The sequence below is a fragment of the Azospirillum sp. A26 genome (assembly GCF_042604635.1).
Lineage (GTDB): Bacteria > Pseudomonadota > Alphaproteobacteria > Azospirillales > Azospirillaceae > Azospirillum > Azospirillum palustre.
The window spans coordinates 345784-364636 of the sequence record NZ_CP170474.1; the positions used below are offsets into that span (position 1 = coordinate 345784).

General features: G+C 67.3%; 17 protein-coding genes. 11 read left to right on the forward strand and 6 right to left on the reverse strand.

Annotation, left to right across the window (positions count from 1 at the left end):
- Positions 1-48 precede the first annotated feature (48 nt).
- Positions 49-1071, forward strand: a complete 1023-nt coding sequence (gene gap, locus ABNQ39_RS25300) for a type I glyceraldehyde-3-phosphate dehydrogenase (RefSeq protein ID WP_376963380.1) — start codon at positions 49-51, stop codon at positions 1069-1071.
- Between the two features lie 38 nt (positions 1072-1109).
- Positions 1110-1355, forward strand: coding sequence for a hypothetical protein (locus ABNQ39_RS25305; RefSeq protein ID WP_376963384.1), 246 nt, complete (start codon positions 1110-1112; stop codon positions 1353-1355).
- Positions 1356-1436: 81 nt separating this feature from the next.
- Here ABNQ39_RS25305 and ABNQ39_RS25310 read toward each other — a convergent pair whose 3' ends face one another.
- The 6 genes from ABNQ39_RS25310 to ABNQ39_RS25335 all read right to left on the reverse strand — a co-directional run bounded on the left by ABNQ39_RS25310 (position 1437) and on the right by ABNQ39_RS25335 (position 9348).
- The gene (locus ABNQ39_RS25310) at positions 1437-2522 is read right to left on the reverse strand and encodes an FUSC family protein (RefSeq protein ID WP_376963387.1); all 1086 of its coding nucleotides are present in this window, start codon (positions 2520-2522) and stop codon (positions 1437-1439) included.
- 137 nt (positions 2523-2659) lie between these two features.
- A complete protein-coding gene (locus ABNQ39_RS25315) occupies positions 2660-3901 on the reverse strand; it encodes a c-type cytochrome (RefSeq protein WP_376963390.1) in 1242 nt (413 codons plus the stop codon).
- The gene (locus ABNQ39_RS25320; RefSeq protein ID WP_376963393.1) at positions 3898-5670 is read right to left on the reverse strand and encodes a GMC family oxidoreductase; all 1773 of its coding nucleotides are present in this window, start codon (positions 5668-5670) and stop codon (positions 3898-3900) included. Before ABNQ39_RS25320 ends, ABNQ39_RS25315 begins: the two co-directional genes overlap by 4 nt.
- Positions 5671-5673: 3 nt before the next feature.
- Positions 5674-6456 carry a gluconate 2-dehydrogenase subunit 3 family protein gene (locus ABNQ39_RS25325; RefSeq protein ID WP_376963396.1) on the reverse strand — a complete coding sequence of 261 codons (783 nt, stop codon included), beginning with the start codon at positions 6454-6456 and terminating at the stop codon, positions 5674-5676.
- A 240-nt stretch (positions 6457-6696) separates the two neighbouring features.
- The gene (locus tag ABNQ39_RS25330; protein WP_376963399.1) at positions 6697-8325 is read right to left on the reverse strand and encodes a caspase family protein; all 1629 of its coding nucleotides are present in this window, start codon (positions 8323-8325) and stop codon (positions 6697-6699) included.
- Between the two features lie 60 nt (positions 8326-8385).
- On the reverse strand, positions 8386-9348 hold the full coding sequence (locus ABNQ39_RS25335; protein ID WP_376963402.1) for a LysR family transcriptional regulator: 963 nt from the start codon (positions 9346-9348) through the stop codon (positions 8386-8388).
- A 107-nt stretch (positions 9349-9455) separates the two neighbouring features.
- Here ABNQ39_RS25335 and ABNQ39_RS25340 point away from each other — a divergent pair, with 107 nt between their 5' ends.
- The 9 genes from ABNQ39_RS25340 (at position 9456) to ABNQ39_RS25380 (ending at position 18853) form a co-directional block, all read left to right on the forward strand.
- A complete protein-coding gene (locus ABNQ39_RS25340; protein WP_376963405.1) occupies positions 9456-10280 on the forward strand; it encodes an SDR family NAD(P)-dependent oxidoreductase in 825 nt (274 codons plus the stop codon).
- Between the two features lie 217 nt (positions 10281-10497).
- The gene (locus ABNQ39_RS25345) at positions 10498-11607 is read left to right on the forward strand and encodes a type II asparaginase (protein WP_376963408.1); all 1110 of its coding nucleotides are present in this window, start codon (positions 10498-10500) and stop codon (positions 11605-11607) included.
- A 178-nt stretch (positions 11608-11785) separates the two neighbouring features.
- Positions 11786-12352, forward strand: a complete 567-nt coding sequence (locus ABNQ39_RS25350) for a histidine phosphatase family protein (protein ID WP_376963411.1) — start codon at positions 11786-11788, stop codon at positions 12350-12352.
- Between the two features lie 136 nt (positions 12353-12488).
- A complete protein-coding gene (locus tag ABNQ39_RS25355; RefSeq protein WP_376963413.1) occupies positions 12489-13172 on the forward strand; it encodes a DUF6655 family protein in 684 nt (227 codons plus the stop codon).
- A gap of 33 nt (positions 13173-13205) precedes the next feature.
- Entirely contained in the window at positions 13206-13643 is a 438-nt protein-coding gene (locus ABNQ39_RS25360) for an EamA family transporter (protein WP_109050726.1), read from the forward strand.
- A gap of 393 nt (positions 13644-14036) precedes the next feature.
- Positions 14037-16334, forward strand: coding sequence for a TonB-dependent receptor (locus ABNQ39_RS25365; RefSeq protein WP_376963416.1), 2298 nt, complete (start codon positions 14037-14039; stop codon positions 16332-16334).
- Positions 16335-16416: 82 nt separating this feature from the next.
- Positions 16417-17103, forward strand: a complete 687-nt coding sequence (locus ABNQ39_RS25370; RefSeq protein WP_376963419.1) for a Fe2+-dependent dioxygenase — start codon at positions 16417-16419, stop codon at positions 17101-17103.
- 11 nt (positions 17104-17114) lie between these two features.
- Entirely contained in the window at positions 17115-17777 is a 663-nt protein-coding gene (locus ABNQ39_RS25375; RefSeq protein ID WP_376963422.1) for a tetratricopeptide repeat protein, read from the forward strand.
- Positions 17774-18853: an alpha-hydroxy acid oxidase gene (locus ABNQ39_RS25380; RefSeq protein ID WP_376963425.1), complete on the forward strand. Its 1080-nt coding sequence runs from the start codon at positions 17774-17776 to the stop codon at positions 18851-18853. The genes ABNQ39_RS25375 and ABNQ39_RS25380 overlap by 4 nt, the downstream gene beginning before the upstream one ends.

Genomic DNA, 18853 nt, shown 5'->3' on the forward strand with positions numbered 1-18853 from the left:
GAAATTCCTGCGGGTTGAAACCCGCCTTATGAACGACTGGAGCACATCATGGCTGTACGGGTAGCGATCAACGGTTTTGGCCGCATCGGCCGTCTGGTTCTGCGCGCCATCTACGAGAGCGGCCGCAAGGACGTCGAGGTCGTGGCGATCAACGACCTCGCCGATCTGAGGGCCAATGCGCACCTGCTGAAGTACGACAGCGTCCACGGCCGCTTCCCCGGCACCATCGAGACCGGCGCCGATGAGAATGGAAATGGCGTGCTGATCGTCAACGGCCACTCCATCAAGGTCGTGCAGGAGCGTGACCCGGCCAAGCTGCCGTGGAAGGATCTGGGCGTCCAGATCGCCATGGAATGCTCGGGCATCTTCACCAAGCGCGCCGACGCCGCCAAGCATCTGGAAGCCGGCGCCGAGAAGGTGCTGATCTCCGCTCCGGCGACCGACGAGGACATCACCGTCGTCTATGGCGTCAACCACGACAAGCTGACCGCCGAGCACCGGATCGTCTCCAACGCCTCCTGCACCACCAACTGCCTGGCCCCGGTGGCCTTCGTGCTGAACAACCTCGTCGGCATCGAAAAGGGCTTCATGACCACGATCCACTCCTACACGGGTGACCAGCGGATCGTCGACACCAACCACAAGGACCTACACCGCGCCCGCGCTGCGGCCCTGAACATGATCCCGACCTCGACCGGTGCGGCCAAGGCGGTCGGCAAGGTGCTGCCGGAGTTGAAGGGCAAGCTGGACGGCACTGCCATGCGCGTTCCGACCCCGAACGTCTCTGTCGTCGACTTCAAGTTCACCGCCAAGCGCGCCACCTCGGTCGAGGAGATCGTCAAGGCGATCGTTGAGGCCGCCAACGGCCCACTGAAGGGCGTGCTGGGCGCCTATGACGAGGAACTGGTGTCGTCGGATTTCAACCACGACCCGCACAGCTCGACCTTCGCATGCAAGGAGACGAAGGTCGTCGACAGCAATTTCGTTCGCGTCATGGCATGGTACGATAACGAGTGGGGCTTCTCCAACCGGATGGCCGACACCGCCGTCGCGATGGCGAACGCCAAATAAGACCAACCAGCCCGACCCAGACCAGAAGGAGCCGGACGATGAGCAAGACGATCATGTGGACAGAAACCGACGCCAAGGGCTTCGAGTCCGAGTGCCTGTTCAACGAGGACAGCCGCCACTATGAAGTGATGGTCTGCGCCTCGGGCCGCCGGCTCTGCCGGTCGGAGTCCTTCCCGGCCCAGTCCGACCCCATGCAGGGAATGAGCGACGACGACCGCCAGCGGGCGCTGCACTGCGCCGAACGGCTGGTGACCGAGATCGAGCACGATCTGGGCGACCGCTGACCGGGCAAGCCCGGACTTCTTGAAACGGCCAGGGCCGGCATCCTCGCGGTGCCGGCCCTTTCGTCGTTCAGTGGCAGCGGCCTACCGATGGGCGGCGAAGTCCGCTGTCCGTTCGACGAGGTCGTCCAGGTTGCGGCGGAACTGCTCCAGCGCGAAGCCGGTGCCGAACATCCGCCACAGCCAGTCGGTCGGCATGTCGCGCGTCCGCCTTTCCGCCCGCGTGCGGTCGATCCCGGCCCGGTAGCCCGCCAGCGCATCGGCGAGTGCCGTCGAGCGGTCGGGCGGCTGGCCGGTGGCGAGGGCGTCGGCCAGACCGCGCAGGGTCGATGCGCCCGCCGCCGCGACCGGCGTCCAGTCGGGGCAGACGTCGCGGTCGGCGATATCCTGCCGGGGCTCCCCCACCGCGCGGCGCAGCATCACCACGTCGTGCCGCAGCCGCATCAGCGTGCGCAGCAGCGGATCGGGGTCGGGCATGTCGGCCAGCCGGCTCCGCCGCTCCCGCGCAGCCTCGCCCACCAGGGTTTCCAGCCGGGTCAGGGCTTGCCGGGTCCGCACCACCAGCCGGTTCATGACGGCCTGGGACGCGTCGTCGGCGACCGCCAACGCATCCAGCTGCTCCGCCATCAGCCGTGCCGCCTCCGCAGCCGTGTCCAGCACGGAACGCGAGGCACGGGCCGGCACCACCAGCAGCGACACCAGAATGCCGACGATGCAGCCGAGCCCGACCTCCAGCATGCGGTCGGTGGCGAAGCTGAGCGGGCCGAGGCTGGCCCCGGCGCTGCCCAGCAGCACGATGATCGCGGTGATCGGCGCGATGCGGAAGCCGGCCGACTTGGCGGCCAAGTAGGACAGCGGCGCCACCGCTGCAAGCAGTGCCGCGGCACGCGCCATCCCGTCCGTGTGCGGGATCAGCATGGCGATTGCCCCGCCATAGGCCACGCCGACCAGCGATCCGACGAAGCGGTCCAGCGCCGCCTTCAGCGAGCCGCCGACATTGCTTTGGGTAACGATCAGCGCGGTGATGACGGCCCAGAAGCCCTGCGGCAGGTCGAACATCTCCGCCAGCGCGAAGGTTGCGAGGGTGGAGGCGGTCATCCGCAAGGCATGCACCAGCTTGGACCGGTTCCGCGCCATCCACGACGCCGGCACGCTCCGCCACCCGCTCATTCCATCAGTCCCGGTCCATCTCCGACTGGCGCTCAGTGTCCACCATGACGACGCAAATCGCCAGAGACGGTGCGACGCCTTCATCGTCCCGGAGAACGGGCAACGGCGGCCGGTTCGCCGCCGCTGCCCCTCCCCCGTCAGTTCGCCTGGGCCAGCGTCTTGCGCACCTTCGCCACATCCCCGGCGCTGACCGGCGGGGCGGCATTGCTCCAGCTGTTGCGGATGTAGGTGACGACCGCCGCCACGTCGGCATCGGTCAGCCGCCAGCCGAGCGGCGGCATCGCCGGGCCGGTCGGACGGTCGTCGGTCGCCACCGCGCGGGAGCCGTCTAGCACCAGCCGGATCAGCGTGGACGGATCGTCGGCCTGCACCAGACCGCTGCCGGCCAAGGTCGGGAACAGGAAGGTCTGGCCCTTGCCGTCGCCGCCATGGCAGGCCATGCAAGTGTCGGTGTAGACAGCCCCGCCCGTCTTCATCCGCGCGTCATCCGCCGCCAGCGGCGCCGGGGCCTTCCCCTCGGGCGGCTTCTGGTCGAGCAGATAGGTGGCGATGGCCTTCAGATCGGCATCGGTCATCTTGGAGCTGGAGTTCTGGATCTCCTCCGCCATCGGGCCGGAGGCGAGAGACTGGTGGTTCGCCCCGGTCTTCAGATAGGCGGTCAGCTGGTCCACCGACCAGTTGCCGATGCCCTGCCGCTTGTCCGCGGTGATCGACGGCGCATACCAGGCCTGGAGGTTGGCACCCTGCAAGGCGCGGTCGTTGTCGTCGGCGCCCAGCGCGCTCTTCGGCGTGTGACAGGTGCCGCAATGGCCCAGCGCCTGGACCAGATAGGCGCCGCGGTTCCACTCCTCCGACTTCTGCGGGTCGGGCTTGAAGCTCGAAGGTTCGAAGTTCAGCAGGTTCCAGCCCGCCATCAGCAGCCGGATGTTGAAGGGGAAGGGCAGCTGGTTGGCTTCCACGGCGTTGCTCACCGGCTCCAGCGTCCGGAGATAGACCCACAGCGCGTGGATGTCGCCGTCGGTCATCCGGGTGTAGGCGGGATAGGGCATGGCGGGGTAGAGCCGCTTGCCGCCGCGGCCGACGCCCTCGCGCAGGGTTCGCCGCAGATCCTCCTCGGTCCAGTTGCCGATGCCGGTCTCGCGGTCCGGCGTGATGTTGGGGGCGACCAGCGTGCCGAACGGCGTCTGCAAGGCGGCCCCGCCGGCATAGGGCTTGCCGCCCGGCAGGCTGTGGCAGGCGATACAGTCGGCGGCGGTGGCGACATAACGCCCGCGCTCGATCAGGGTGAAGTCCTGGTCGTCGGCGAGGGCCGGCGCCATGGTTGCCGAGGACACCGTGACCAGCAGGGCCGCGGCGATGGCGAGACGGATCCTGGTCATGCATGCACCAGCGGGCCGGGGGATTTCAGGTAGCGGCTGCGGATCGCATCCGCCGCGCGGAAGGCCAGCGCCCCCACCGTTCCGGTCGGGTTGAAGCCCGAATTCTGCGGGAAGACGTTCGCCCCGACGGTGAAGACGTTCGGCACGTCCCAGCTCTGCAGGAACGGGTTCACCACGCTGGTGGAGGGATCGGCGCCCATCGCCGTGCCGCCGACCACATGGGTGGACTGGTACGGCACCGTCGACCAAGGCCCGGTGCGCGGATATTCGACGCTCTGCTGCGCCCCCATGGCACGGACGATCTCCGCCACCTTCTTGGTGACGTAGGCCGACATCTTCACGTCATTCTCGGAGAAGTCGAAGGTGATGCGCATCAGCGGCCGGCCGAGACGGTCGGTGTAGGTGGGATCGAGGTCGAGGAAATTGCCGCGGTTGGCATAGCTGCTGGCCTCGCAGCCGACGCTGAGATTGCTGAGATAGCTGTCGCGCATCGCCTTCTTCCAGCCCGATCCCCAGGCCGGCGTGCCCGGCGGTGTCGGCCGCTTGGAGATCGGCTCCGCCCCGATGGGCGCGCAGCGCGTGCTGCCGCCGCCGAGGAAGCCCAGCGGCCCATGGTCGAAATTGTCGTTGTTCAGCTCGTCGATGGCCATGCCGGTGGCGCCGCCGCCGATGAAGTTGTTGAAGTTGTATTTGGCGGGATCGAAGAAGCCGACGACCTGATTGGCCATCTGGTAGCAGAAATTCCGCCCCACCACGCCGGTGCCGGTGCTGACGTCGTAAGGCTTGCCGATGCCGGACAGCAGCATCAGCCGCACATTGTCCAGCATGAAGGCGCAGAGGATCACCAGATCGGCCGTCTGCTCCAGCTCTTCGCCCGAGGTGTCGACATAGGTGACGCCGGTCGCCTTCTTCCCGGTGGAATCCAGATTGACCTTCAGCACCTCGCACAGGGTGCGCAGCTCGAAGTTGGACTTGCGCATCAGCACCGGCAGCACGGTCGTCTGGGCGCTGGCCTTCGAATAGTTGGCGCAGCCGTAATTGGTGCAGAAGCCGCAGAAGGTGCATTGCCCCATCGTCACGCCCAGCGGGTTGGTGTAGGTGCGCGACAGCAGCGAGGACGGGATCGGGAAGGGCTTGTAGCCCAGCTTGGCCGCCGCCTCGGCGAACAGGGTGGGGCCGTAGGTCTGCATCATCGGCGGGTTGGGGAACTCGCGCTTGCGCGGCCCTTCGAACGGATTGCCGCCGTCCTGGATCTGGCCGTTCAGGTTGCCGGCCTTGCCCGACACGCCCGCCAGATACTCGAATTTGTCGTAATAGGGCTCCATCTCCTCATAGGTCAGGCCCCAGTCCTGGATCGTCATGTCCTCCGGTATGGCCTGGGCGCCATAACGCTCGGTAAAATGAGAGCGCAGCCGGAAGTCGGCAGGCGAGAACCGCCAGGTGATGCCGGCCCAGTGCACACCGGCGCCGCCGACGCCGTTGCCGGGATGGAAGGAGCCGAACTGCCGCATCGGCAGCGCCGTCTGGTCGGCGTTGTTGCGGGCGGTCACCGTCGTCTGCGCCGGGCGCAGCATCAGTTCCTGGCGCGAGTTGTAGCGCAGCTCGTCCGGGGCATAGCCGATGTTGAAGTCGGTGGCGGTGTCGCGCCAGGGGCCGCGCTCCAGCGCCACCACGTCCAGCCCTTCGTCGCACAGCTCGTTCGCGATGATGGAGCCGGTCCAGCCGAGGCCGACGATCACCACATCCTTGTGGGGAAGTTTGCGCGCCATTCCTCAGCCCTTCCTGGCCCAGTCGCCGCGGCCGCCGATCGACACCGGCGGCAACGTGTATTTCTGATTGTGCTTCAGCACATGGTCCCGGTAGTCGTACCGGGTGCCGGGAAAGCCGATCATCTTCCAGCTGACCATGTCGCGGTTGCCGCCATAGATCGGGTCGGCGAAGAACCCTTCCATCGTGTTCTGCAACAGCAGGCTGAAGAGGCTGCCGGAGCCGACCGGACCGTCGAACTTTGCCTCGCCCGCCTCCATCGCCGTCAGCAGCGTGTCCTTCTGCTCCGGCGACAGGTCGGTGAAGCTCTTGCCGCCCATCGTCCGGCGGCAATGGTCGTCCAGCGCCTTCAGACCCTGGCGGTACGTCATCGCCGGGGTCAGGTCGGTCTGGTCGCCCTGGGTCGGCAGGCCGGGCTGGAACGGCCCCTTCATGTAGAGCCGGTCGGAGGTGCCGTAATGGCCGGACAGCTGGCGGTCGATGAACACGGCGCAGCCGGCATCCTTGCCGCTGACGCTGAGGTCGTCCGCGGGGATCAGCCGCTCGACGATGGCCTCGACCAGTTCCCCCTCGCGCGGGGTGAAAAAGGTCCAGGGGCCGGGAAGGACCTGGCGGGGCGGCTCGATGGAGCCGGAATCCCAGGGCAGCCCGGTGCCGAACAGGATTTTCGCCCGGGCGCCGGAGGCGGTCAGCGCCACCAGCCCCATCGCCGTAGTGGCGAGGAAACGGCGGCGGCTGGTGTGGAACACGCTTGGCTGGCCCGTATTCGGGCCTTTGCTTGGGTTCATGTCTGGATCATCCCGGAATCGTCACAACCGCAGCCGTGTCGCAATGCACAACAGATCAGCGGTGGAACGATAATTTCCAATGATCGAAAGACATAAACCCGAGCTCAATGGCGCACGCCGTCATCATTGGGCGATGATCGAGCACAAACGGTCAGTGCGGCGGGCGCAAATGCAGTCTCCACCGGTGGTAACCGCGGGCGGACACCGACCTGCGGCGACGCAACCTTTCAGCGCCCTCGGTCACTCCTCTTCCTCGTCTTCCTCCTCTTCCGGGACCTCTTCGAGGACGATCCTGTCGCCTACCGCGTAGAGCATGCACTCATGGTTGCCGCCGGACTGCTCGCACCGCTCCAGCGCCGCGTCCTTCGCCTCTTCCTCGCTGTCGCGATCCCAGACGGTGGCCCAGCGCCCGGCCAGCGTCACCGCCAGCGCCTTGTAGCCAGGGTTGCGCTGGTAGTTTACCATGCCGACCTTGCGGGTGTGGTCGCTGACGAAGGGCACGCGCGCCGGATCGAAACGGCCGGCCCCGAGGATCTCGACCGGCATCGGCGTGAAGCCCTTGGCGTCCATCACCACCGCATCGTCGACCGCATAGAGGGTGCAGGGCTCCTCCGCGCGGTACTGGCAATATTGCAGGGCGCTGCGCTTGACGTCGTCCTCGGTCCGGCTGTTCGACTTGTTGGAGAAATAGGCGTAATTGCCCTTGGGCGAGATCGCCAGCGCCTTGGGCGAGGTCAATCCGCTATACATCGCCAGCGTTTGCCGCGATTTGGCGTTGAGATAGGGGATCGCCGCCACATCCAGCGGCCGGGCCGGCGGAGCCGCCGGAGCCGGAGCAGTAGTTGGTGGGGGAACCGGCGGGGCGGCAAGTGCCGCGACCGAAAGCTGGGCCCGCTCCGGTGGCACCGTCCCGCCCAGTTCGGAGACACGCGCCTCGGCGATGGGGGCGAAGGTGCCTTGCGGGAACTGCTTCAGATAGGCTTCGAACAAGCCGCGGTTGGAACTGCCCTTGATGCTGTCCCAGAACAGCGTCTCCTTGTCAGCGTTCGCCGCAGGTGCCGGAGGTGCTGCGTCGGCGGAAGGCGCCGTCACCACCGTGGTCGGCCCCAGGAAATAGAAGCGCCCTTCGATGGGAGAGGCCGAAACCCAGGGCTGCTGCACCCCGCCGGAATTGCGCTTCACCGCGAGGCCGACATCGTTGAAGACATCGAACACGGCTTCACCCGGTTTCAGCATCGCCTTCGACAGCACCTCGGTGTAGGGACTGTTGGAGCCCGCGCCATCGGCCGCCACGGCGCCCGGTTGGGTCGCGTAGGCGATGATGGTCCCGGCGGGGGCCTGCATCTGCGCTAGGCCCGGCAGCGCCGCACGCATGCCGCGCCCGCCGAAAGGGTTGTTGCGGCAGGCGTCCAGGATGACGATGTTCAGCCGGCTTTCCGCCAGCGCCATCTCGTCCAGCACCATGGCGACATCGATCAGCTCGTACCGGACATCCGCCTCCTTCTCCAGGTTGGCGGAAACCGGCAGCAGGTAATTGGTGCCCCGCGCCTGCATGCCATGTCCGGCATAGAAGAACAGCCCGACATCGGCCCCGACCAGCTTGGCGCCGAAGTTGCGGATCGCCCGTTCCGTTCCCGCGCGGTCCAGATCGAGCTGCGGCGCCCCGCCGATCAGTTCGAAACCGGCGGCACGCAGGGACTCCGCCATCGCCTTGGCATCGTTGGTCGGGTTGGGCAGCCGCGGCGCAAAGCGGTAGTCGCTGTTGCCCAGCACCAGCGCCACCCGCCGTTCCGCCGCGGCCTCACCGGAGGCCGCCACCCAGACGAAAAGCGACAGGGCGAGCGCGACGGTGCGTCCCAGGATCTTCAAGGCCGGTTTCCTTCGGATCGAAAGCAGTGTCGGCACTTTGCCCAGGCAACGGCGCGCGATTCAAGGGCGGCGACCATCGTCTTGCACCAACTTGGCATCCGAATTTCCGTCCGCCATGGATGCGGCCGCGCGAACCGCGTCGATGAAGGCCCGCAAGGCCGGGGCCATCTGCCGCTGGCGCGGATAACACAGGAAACGGCCGGGAAAGGCGGCGGACCAGTCCTCCAGCAGCGGAACCAGTTCCCCCGCCGCGATAGGCCCGGCCACGGCATCCTCGACGCAAAAGCCGATCCCGATGCCCCGGAGGGTCGCGCGCAATGCCATGTCCTTGTCGTTGAAGATCAGCGGCCCGTCGACCGCGACCTCGAACCAGGACCCGTTTCCGAAGAATTCCCAGGCATATGGCATCACATGGCCCGGCCAGCGCCAGCGGATGCAACGATGGTCGACCAGATCGCGCGGATGCGCCGGACGGCCATGGCGATCCAGATAGTCCGGCGACGCCACGGCGATCTGTCGCAGGTCCGGACCGAGCCGCACGGCCACCATGTCGCGGTCGATCACTTCGCCGATCCGGATGGCCGCATCGAAGCCGCCGGCCACCAGATCCACCACCGCATCGTCTAGCGTGATGTCCAGCACGACATCCGGAAAGTCCCGCGCGAAGTCCGCCAGCATCGGTTCGATGTAACGCTCCGCCGCCGCGCGAAAACTGTGGACACGCACGATGCCGGAGGGGCGTTCGCGATACTGGCGCACCTGCCCGATGGCATCGCCGAGTTCGGAAACGGCCGGCTGCACGCGCCGGAACAGATTCTCGCCGGCATCGGTCAGCGCAACGCTGCGCGTGGTCCGGTTGAGCAACCGCACTCCGACCCGCTCTTCAAACCCGCGCACCAGCTGGCTGAGCGCCGACGGGGAAACGCCCAGACGCTCCGCCGCCCGGCTGAAACTCAGCGTCTCGCCGACGGCGAGGAACGCGCGAAGCTGGTTGTAGTCGCTGCCGGAGAGCAAGGGATCCATGAACCGAAGAAAGCATTCTTCAGCCACGCTTACAAGTCTCATCAGAAATCCGGATATTCTGTGATCCAGCAACGGGACGTATCTCTGACCGCGAAAGGAGACTCCTCATGACCACATGGTTCATCACCGGCATCTCGCGCGGCCTCGGGCTGGCGCTCGCCAAGGCGGCCCTTGCGGAGGGCGACACCGTCATCGGCACCGTCCGCACCGGTAAGCCGGACCTTCCCGTGGGACGCGGCACCCTGCATGTCCTCACCGTCGATCTCGCCGACGGCGATGCGGCGGAGGCGGCGGTCGGTCAGGCCTTCGCTCTCGCCGGCCGCATCGACGTGATCGTCAACAATGCGGGCTACGGTCTGCTGGGGGCGGTCGAGCAGGCCAGCGACGACGAGGTCGCCCGGCTGTTCGCGGTCGATGTGTTCGCGCCGTTCCGCATCATCCGCGCCGCCCTTCCCCGCCTCCGTGCCCAGGGGGCCGGGCACATCGTCAACATCACCTCCATCGCCGGACGGGCACCCGGCGCCGGCTCCGGTCTCTATGCGGCGGCCAAACATGCCTTGGAAGGATTGTCCTCCGTTCTTGCGCAGGAGGTCGGCCCGCTTGGCATCAAAGTGACGGCGGTGGCCCCCGGCGCCTTTCGCACCGACTTCCTGTCCAGCCATTCGATCCGCAAGAGCAGCGCCGAAGACGCGGCCTATGCCGACAGTGTCGGACGCATGTCGTCAGCTTTCGACGGCATGGCCGGACGCCAGCTCGGCGATCCGGATCGCGCAGCGCAGGCGATCCTGGCCGCCGTCCGTTCCGATACCCCGCCGCTCCATCTTCTGCTGGGGTCCGATGCCCTCAACCGCGCCCGGTCCAAGCTCGACGCCGTGATCGCGGAAATCGACGCCTGGGAAGCGGTGACCCGCAGCACCGACTTCAGGGGCTGAGACGCGGGACGGGCCAACGGGCGGGCCAATGGGCAGGAGGGTTTGCAAGGCCGGCGAACCCTCCCGCCCGCGGCGCCGATTTTCAAACGGGCATTCACATTCGGTCCGCAAACCGTTCATGACGCTGACTAAGGACATTCAATGGAATTGACGAGACTGCGCCCTCCCGCAGGCTGGCACGGGCCGGCCATAAAAATCGCAATGGGAGAGGAACGCCGTGTTCAAGACCACCACCCGTACCATAGGCCGCGGCATGAGCCGCAAAGTGGCCGCCGCCGGACTTGCCGCGCTGCTGCTGAGCGGAACCGCGACCCACGCCGCCTTCGCCGATGACGGGTTGCCCAACGTCACCATCCTGGCGACCGGCGGCACCATCGCCGGCACCGGCGCCACCAGCACCACGACCGTCGGCTACACCGCCGCCAAGGTCGGCGTCGATAAGCTGATCGAAGCGGTGCCGGAGTTGAAGAAGGTCGCCAACGTCAAGGGCGAGCAGGTCTTCCAGATCGCCAGCGAGAACATGACCAACGACCATTGGCTGAAGCTGGCCAAGCGGGTCAACGAGTTGCTGGCGCAGAAGGACGTCGACGGCATCGTCATCACCCACGGCACCGACACCATCGAGGAAACCGCCTATTTCCTGAACCTGACGGTCAAGAGCACCAAGCCTGTGGTCATCGTCGGCGCCATGCGGCCGTCCACCGCCATCAGCGCCGACGGTCCGGTCAACCTCTACAACGCGGTGACGCTGGCCGGCTCCAAGGACGCCGTCGGCAAGGGCGTTCTGGTCTCGCTGAACGACCAGATCAACGCCGGCCGCGACGTGACCAAGACCAACACCTCGACCGCCGACACCTTCCGCATGCCGGAACTGGGCTTCCTCGGCTACATGCAGGACAACAAGGCGCATTTCTACCGGCAGGTCGTGCGCAAGCACACCGCCGAGGCGGAGTTCGACATCTCCAATCTGGACAGCCTGCCGCAGGTCGACATCGTCTATGGCTATGCCAACAACAACCGCACGGCGCTCGACGCGCTGGTGAAGGCAGGGGCCAAGGGCATCGTCCATGCCGGCGTCGGTGACGGCAGCCTGTCCAACGCGATGAAGCCCGGCCTGATCGACGCCCGCAAGCAGGGGGTGGCAATCGTCCGCTCGTCCCGCGTCGGCAACGGCATCGTCGCGCGCAACGGCGAGGCCAATGACGACGAGCTGGATTTCGTCGCCAGCGACACCCTCAACCCGCAGAAGGCGCGCATCCTGCTGATGCTGGCGCTGACCAGGACGACCGACAGCAAGGCCATCCAGAAGATGTTCTATACCTACTGAGCCGGGACATGCGGACAGGGGCCGTCCGGCACTCTCCGGCGGCCCCTCTCAAGTCGCGGAGAATTCCGTAGGCAACAAGCACCCTGGATCGGGCGTTGAGCCAAGAGGAAGCGGAAGCCGCACCAGGGTCAGCAGTGCCAAGCTCCGACCAGCGGCCGCACCACCGAGGGAGATGCCGATGCCTGCCCAATGCCGCCGCAGCCTGATTGCCCTGTCCGCCGCGGCGCTGCTTGCCGTCCTGGCCGGCGCATGTCCCGCCGCGGCACAGGACACGGCCGGACTCATCGTGTTGATGCGCCATGCGGAAGCACCCGGCACCGGCGATCCGGCCGGATTCACGCTGGACGACTGCGCAACCCAACGAAATCTCAGCGAGGATGGCCGCGCCCAGGCGGCACGGATCGGCGGGCGGCTGCGGCAACTCGGCATCGATCAGGCACGCGTGCTGTCCAGCCAATGGTGCCGCTGCCTGGACACCGCCCGCCTGCTGGATCTCGGCCCGGTGAAGGCACTGCCGGTCCTCAACTCCTTCTTCGGCCAGCAGGACGAGGAGAAGGACAGAATCACCCAACTGCGCCAGTTCCTGGCCGACCTGCCACGCGACGGCAAGCCGGTCGTGCTCGTCACCCATCAGGTCACCGTCACCGCCCTGACCGGCATCTTCCCGGCTTCGGGCGAGGCGGTGCTGCTGCGGGCGAACGGCACCCCCAATCCGGAGCAGGTGGACCGGCTGACCGTCCCCTGATCCGTGCGATGGGGGTGGGTGGTACCGCCCTTCGCGGCGGACCTGGACATCTGCGCCGTTGACCGGACGTCCGTCGTCGGTCTGGATAGGCCGCCCAACGCGGCTGATCGCCGGGAAGATGCCAGGAAAAGGACTGATGTTCGGTGGGCGAACCAAATATTCTCACAATGAAGCACCGATTCGTGATGGCGCATGGAGCCGGCTTTACCGGATCGGGCTGCCGCTTCTATTGAGCATCGTCGGGTTTGGACTGGCCGGCTGTTCGACCTCCCATGTCACCACCCCTGCCCGTTCCGCCACTGAACAGCTGCTGATCTCCACCGCGGCCGATCAGGCGGCCGAGCGTTTGGCCGGCAAGCTGGCGGTGCAGGGAAGCATCTATGTCGATTCCGCCGGGGTCGAAGGCTACGACACCAAATACGCCGTCTCCGCCGTGCGCGACGCCCTGCTGCGCCACGGCGCCGCCATGGCCGAGAACCGCGACAAGGCGGCCACCATTGTGGAGTTGCGGGTCGGCGCCCTGTCAGTGGACAGCGAAAGCTCGCTGCTCGGCATTCCCAGCATCGACATTCCGATGCCGGTCGGCGGCAGTTCCTCCACGCCGGAGATTTCGCTGTTCAAGAAGGAGCTGACCCAGGGCGTCGCCAAGATCGCCGCCACCGCCTATGACAGGAATTCCGGTACGCTGGTGTCCTCCAGCGGGCCGCAGTACGGTTTCTCCAACCGGGCGGAATGGGTGCTGCTGTTGATGCTGAGCTGGGACACCAACGACCTGCTGCCGCCCGACACCCGGCCCGACCCGAAACCCTGGGACAACTGACCGGCCGGAAGCGATCTGAAGGAAGCCAAGAGAATGACCGGTGACCTGTTTCCGTCCTGGATGCTGTGGGCTCTGCTGTCGGCCTGCTTCGCGGCGTTGACCGCCGTCTTCGCCAAGGTCGGTGTCGAGGGCGTCGGGTCCGACATGGCGACGCTGATCCGCACCGCCGTCATCTTCGCGATGCTGATCGGGATCGTCGTCTCGTCGGGCCAATCGCTGTCGCCGTCGGCGGTGTCGGGCAGGACATGGCTGTTCCTCGTCCTGTCCGGCCTCGCCACCGGGGCCTCCTGGCTGTGCTATTTCCGCGCGCTGAAGCTGGGGCCTGCCTCGCAGGTGGCGCCGGTCGACAAGCTCAGCGTCGTGCTGGTCGCGGTTTTCGGCGTGCTGTTCCTGGGTGAAAAGCTGTCGGCGCCGAACTGGCTGGGCGTCGTGCTGATCGCCGCCGGGGTGATTCTGCTGGCATTCAAGTGACGCCGGTTTCCGCACCTGAACGGGCTGCCTCACCCAGCTTCGTGCGAATGAAAATCATTCTTATTATCATGGTGACTTTTCGGCAACACTGCCGATTTCCACGCCGAGACGTCCCCTTCCGCCGACATCGGCCTGCCACCGCTGGAACACGTCATCTTATTGATAATTAAACACAAACTCCATAACGCGACGCTGCCCACCGCCACAGTAGCCCGGACCGCCAACCACGCGCATTCGGCGTGAAAGCCGCTTTCGCCGCCCGTGATGGCTGCTGGCCCGCCCTCCAACTCAGAATGCCTCTCAATCTCAGCTGTTGCAAGGAAGGCCTATCCCATTGGTAGAAGGCGCTCCAGCGATCGTCCAATCCACCTTGGCGCATTTCGGGAGAGCTTGATGCGACAGACCACGTCCCCCCACGGACTGAGACCCCTTCTGGCAGGTGCCGCCGCCACCGCCAGCCTTGCCATGACCTTCGCCCTGCCGGCGACGGCCGACGCGCAGGGCAGCGGCACGGGATCGGGAACTCCGGGGACCGGTCCGACGCCGCAACGGTCCTCCGGCGACGCCTTGCAGCTCGATTCGATCAAGGTCGATGCCGCAGCACCGCAGACCGGCAACGTCAACGCCGCCTCGACCGGCGTGTCCCGCCTGCCCGACACGGTCAAGGACACGCCCCGCGTCGTCAACGTCGTGCCGCAGGAGATCATCGAGCAGCAGCGCGCCACCTCGCTGGAGCAGACGCTGCGCAACGTGCCAGGCATCACCATTTCGACCGGCGAGGGCAACGGCGGCCAGAACGGCGACCAGTTCCGCATCCGCGGCCTGACCGCGCGCGGCGACATCTACACCGACGGGCTGAAGGATTTCGGCGTCTACACCCACGACGTCTTCAACACCGAGACGGTGCAGGTCTTCAAGGGCCCGTCGGGCAACGGCTTCGGCGTCGGCAATTCCGGCGGCGTCATCAACCAGGGCACCAAGAAGGCGTCGCTGCAGCAGAAGGCCAAGGTGGAGCAGTCGGTGGGCAGCGGCCCGACCTACCGCACCACGGTGGACGTAAACCAGCCGCTGAGCGACACCGCGGCGCTGCGGGTGAACGGCCTGTACCACACCCAGAACGTTCCCGGCCGCGACGATGTGGACGCCGACCGCCGCGGCATCGCCGCCGACCTGGGCCTGGGCCTCGGCACGCCGACCACCTGGCATCTGAACTACGCCTTCCTGAAGGGCGAGAAGACGCCCGACATGGGCCAGCCGATGGTGCAGGGCCGCGACGGCATCTTCCGTCCGGCGGCGGAGTTCGGCCTCAGCCGTTCGACCTCCTATGTCCGCACGCTCGACCGCGACGACACCGAAAACCACATCCTCACCTCGTCCTTCGCGCATGAGGTGAACAAGGCGCTGTCGGTCTACAACGACTCCCGCTTCAGCCATTACGAACGCAACATCGCCTCCACCACCCCATCGCCCCTCAGCGGCGCCGCGGCGACCCAGTTCCTGCCCGGCCGCGACGTGGCGCTGAGCTATGGCGCCGGCGGCGGCATGGCGTTCAAGCAGCAGGGCTTCGGCGTCCAGAACGTCACCGGCGCCAAGGTCGACGGCGAGCTGTTCGGGCTGCGCCACTCCCTGAACGGCGGCCTCGACGTCAGCTATCAGCGCGACAAGCGCGAGACCGGCACCTGGGTCAACCGGGTCAACAACCAGACGGTCCGCAACCCGACGCGCAACTACTCCGCCAACACCGCCATCGTCTATCCGGAGAGCGGCGGCCGCGAGGCCAGCGTGACCAATGCCGGCCTGTTCGTCACCGACCGCATGTGGCTGTTCGACAAACTGTCGGTCCAGGGCGGCCTGCGCTGGGACTATTTCCGCACCAGCTTCGGCTCCGCCTCTCCGACCATTGCCGGCGGGCAGGCGTCCGACCGCACCTGGAGCCCGTCGGTCAGCCTGATCTATGAGCCGACCAAGGAGTCGTCGGTCTACGCCTCCTACTCGCGCTCCTACAAGCCGATCGGCACCGACATCGCCGCGGCGGTCACCAACGGCACCGCGGAGACGCCGAACGGCGCCCGCAGCTTCGATCCGGAACAAACCGACCTGTACGAGATCGGCGGCAAGGCCGACTTCCTGAACGGCCGGCTGGGCGTCAGCGGCGCCATCTTCCAGGCGGAAAAGACCAATACCTACTCGGTCGATCCCGCCACCGGCACCGTGACCGACGGCTTTTCCGAAGCCGGGCTCGGCGTCCGCATCCGCGGTTTCGAGGCCAGCATCAGCGGCAAGCTGACGGAAGGCTGGAGCGTCTACACCAACTACGCCTATCTGACCGGCAAGGTGACGGAATCGCGCACCAACGCGGCGCTGGTCGGCCATGCCGCCCCCAACGTGCCGAAGCACAATGGCAGCCTGTGGACGACCTACGAGTTCGATGCCGGCAGCGTCGGCAAGTTCACGGTCGGCGGCGGCATGCAGGTGGCGTCGGAATACTGGACGGACAGCGCCAACACCGGCCGCCTGCCCTACACCTTCTCGGCGGATGCCCTAGTGTCCTACGAGTTCCGCAACGTCTCGGTGGCGCTGAACGGCTACAACCTGACCGACCACCGCAACTACACCTCGGCCTTCAATGCCAGCCGCGCCGTGCCGGCCTCCGGCCGCACCGTCATGCTGACCACCGGGCTGACCTTCTGATCCGTCACCGCATCGCCTGAAAAGTCGGCCGGGCCTCCCCCGTCACGGGCGGTCCGGCCTCTCTTGTACGAGGAACCACCTCATGCTCCTGCAGATCCCCGACATCCTCACCGCGGATGAGATCGCGCAGTGCCGCACGGTGCTGGAGGCATCGCCCTGGGTCGACGGGCGGGTCACCGCGGGCGATCAGGCGGCGGGCGCCAAGCGCAATCTGCAAATCCCGGAGGAGAGCGACACCGCGCGGGAGCTCGGCACCGTCATCCTGCGCGCGTTGGCCCGCAGCCCGGCCTTCAATTCCGCCGCCTTGCCGCTGCGCGTGCTGCCGCCGATGTTCAACCGCTACGACCACGCCATGACCTACGGCTATCACGTCGACAACAGCATCCGCGCGATCCCCGGAACCGGCGGCATGCGCATGCGGGCCGACGTGTCGACCACCATCTTCCTCAGCGATCCCGAGGAGTACGAAGGCGGCGAGCTGATCGTCGAGGACACCTACGGCACCCGGCCGGTCAAGCTGCCGGCGGGGCACGCGGTGGTCTATCCGTCCAGCAGCCTGCATCAGGTCAGCCCGGTGACGCGCGGATCGCGCTGGGCTTCCTTCTTCTTTACCCAGTCGATGGTGCGCGACGACGGGCTGCGCGCCATGCTCTATGACCTCGACATGGCGATTATCGAGCTGCGGCAGGAGCTGGGCGACAGCCACCATGCCGTCCTGTCGCTGGTCAACCATTACCACAACCTGCTGCGCCGCTGGGCGGAGGTGTGAGGACGGTTCCGATGCGGCCCACCTCCCGCGGCATCGGCCCGGCGGACACCCTGCTGGCGCTCGGCCAGTCCTGTCTCGACCGCGGCGAGGGCGGGCAGGCCTTCGCCTGGTTCCGCAGCGCGGCGCGCGGCGGCGACGCCCGCGCCATCAACCTGCTTGGCCGCTGCCATGAACATGGCTGGGGCGTTCCCGCCGATCCCGTCCAGGCGGCGGCCCATTACCGCAAGGCGGCCGACCTCGGCGACGGCTGGGCGATGTTCAACCTCGCCGACCTCCATTGCCGCGGAATCGGCGTCGCCAGGGATGACGAGGCCGCCTACCGGCTCTATGCCGCCTCCGCCGCCAAGGGCAATGCCAAGGCCTTGAACATGCTGGGTCTGTTCCACGAGAGCGGGCGCGCGGTGCCGGCCGACGAGGCCGCGGCACGCGCCCTGTTCAAGGCGGCGGCGGAAGGCGGCGATTGCTGGGGCCGCTTCAACCATGCCCGCCTGTTGATCGGGGATGGGGCGAGGGAGGAGGCGCTGCGCTGGTTCCGCCTCGCGCTCGACAGCGGCTTTCCCGACTTCTACCGCAGCATGGCGGCGGCCCTGGCCCTGCATCCCGATCCGCAGATCCAGGCGCTGGCCGCAGAGGCCCTGAGGCTGGCCGAAAGCCGGAAGGAGGCTTGCCGATGATCGTCCCGCCCGACACCGTGTCGCTGTCCGACTATGAGCGGCATTTCAATGGCCGGATCGATCCGGCGACCCGCGCCTACATCGCCGGGGCCGGGGCCGACGGCATCACCCAGCGCGCCAACCGCGAGGCCTTCGACCGCCTGCGCCTGATGCCGCGCGTCCTGCGCGACCTGTCCGGCGCCACCGCCCGGTCCGAGCTGTTCGGGGAGGTGCTGGATTATCCCATCGTCCTGGCGCCGATGGCCCACCACAGGCTGGTCCATCCCGACGGCGAACTGGCGACGGTGGAGGCCGCCGGCCTGACCCGCAGCTGGATGACCGTCAGCACCCAGGCCAGCGTCCGGGTGGACGAGATCGCCCGGCGGGCGACGGCGCCCCTGTGGTTCCAGCTCTACAGCCAGCCGCGGCGGGAGGACACTTTGACCCTGGCGCGGCGGGCGGAGGATGCCGGCTGCAAGGCGCTGGTTCTGACGGTGGACGCGCCGGTGAACGGGATGCGCAACATGGAACAGCGCGCCGGCTTCCGCCTGCCGCCGACCATCGCCCCGGTGAACCTCGCCGGCCTCGCTCCCGACGATTTCCGCCCGGCCCGCCCCGGCAGCCCGGTCTTCCAGGGCATGCTGCACGCCGCCCCGACCTGGGACATGGTGGCGTGGCTGTGCAGCGAAACGGGCCTGCCTGTCCTGCTGAAGGGCATCCTCAATCCCGAGGATGTGGAGCCCGCCATCGCCGCCGGGGCCGGCGGCCTGATCGTCTCCAACCACGGCGGCCGGACGCTGGATACCCTGCCCGCCAGCATCGACGCCCTGCCGGCGGTGGCGGAGCGGGCGGCCCGCCGTCTGCCGGTCCTGATGGATGGCGGCATCCGCCGCGGCACCGATATCCTGAAGGCACTCGCTCTGGGGGCCGACGCGGTGCTGGTGGGCCAGCCGGTGCTGCACGCGCTGGCCGTCGGCGGCATGGCCGGCGTCGCCCACATGCTGACCCTGCTGCAAACCGAACTGGAGGTCGCCATGGCGCTCACCGGGCGGCCGACCCTGCCGGACGTCGACCGCTCGGTGATCTTCGGCGCCTGA

What these genes read in the sequence shown, in the direction of transcription:
- ABNQ39_RS25355 (WP_376963413.1), top strand. Translation starts at nt 12,489, where the DNA reads ATGTTCGGTGGGCGAACCAAATATTCTCACAATGAAGCACCGATTCGT.
- ABNQ39_RS25335 (WP_376963402.1), bottom strand. Translation starts at nt 9,348, where the DNA reads ATGGATCCCTTGCTCTCCGGCAGCGACTACAACCAGCTTCGCGCGTTC.
- ABNQ39_RS25370 (WP_376963419.1), top strand. Translation starts at nt 16,417, where the DNA reads ATGCTCCTGCAGATCCCCGACATCCTCACCGCGGATGAGATCGCGCAG.
- ABNQ39_RS25340 (WP_376963405.1), top strand. Translation starts at nt 9,456, where the DNA reads ATGACCACATGGTTCATCACCGGCATCTCGCGCGGCCTCGGGCTGGCG.
- ABNQ39_RS25375 (WP_376963422.1), top strand. Translation starts at nt 17,115, where the DNA reads ATGCGGCCCACCTCCCGCGGCATCGGCCCGGCGGACACCCTGCTGGCG.
- ABNQ39_RS25320 (WP_376963393.1), bottom strand. Translation starts at nt 5,670, where the DNA reads ATGGCGCGCAAACTTCCCCACAAGGATGTGGTGATCGTCGGCCTCGGC.
- gap (WP_376963380.1), top strand. Translation starts at nt 49, where the DNA reads ATGGCTGTACGGGTAGCGATCAACGGTTTTGGCCGCATCGGCCGTCTG.
- ABNQ39_RS25305 (WP_376963384.1), top strand. Translation starts at nt 1,110, where the DNA reads ATGAGCAAGACGATCATGTGGACAGAAACCGACGCCAAGGGCTTCGAG.
- ABNQ39_RS25360 (WP_109050726.1), top strand. Translation starts at nt 13,206, where the DNA reads ATGACCGGTGACCTGTTTCCGTCCTGGATGCTGTGGGCTCTGCTGTCG.
- ABNQ39_RS25380 (WP_376963425.1), top strand. Translation starts at nt 17,774, where the DNA reads ATGATCGTCCCGCCCGACACCGTGTCGCTGTCCGACTATGAGCGGCAT.
- ABNQ39_RS25315 (WP_376963390.1), bottom strand. Translation starts at nt 3,901, where the DNA reads ATGACCAGGATCCGTCTCGCCATCGCCGCGGCCCTGCTGGTCACGGTG.
- ABNQ39_RS25325 (WP_376963396.1), bottom strand. Translation starts at nt 6,456, where the DNA reads ATGAACCCAAGCAAAGGCCCGAATACGGGCCAGCCAAGCGTGTTCCAC.
- ABNQ39_RS25350 (WP_376963411.1), top strand. Translation starts at nt 11,786, where the DNA reads ATGCCTGCCCAATGCCGCCGCAGCCTGATTGCCCTGTCCGCCGCGGCG.
- ABNQ39_RS25365 (WP_376963416.1), top strand. Translation starts at nt 14,037, where the DNA reads ATGCGACAGACCACGTCCCCCCACGGACTGAGACCCCTTCTGGCAGGT.
- ABNQ39_RS25310 (WP_376963387.1), bottom strand. Translation starts at nt 2,522, where the DNA reads ATGAGCGGGTGGCGGAGCGTGCCGGCGTCGTGGATGGCGCGGAACCGG.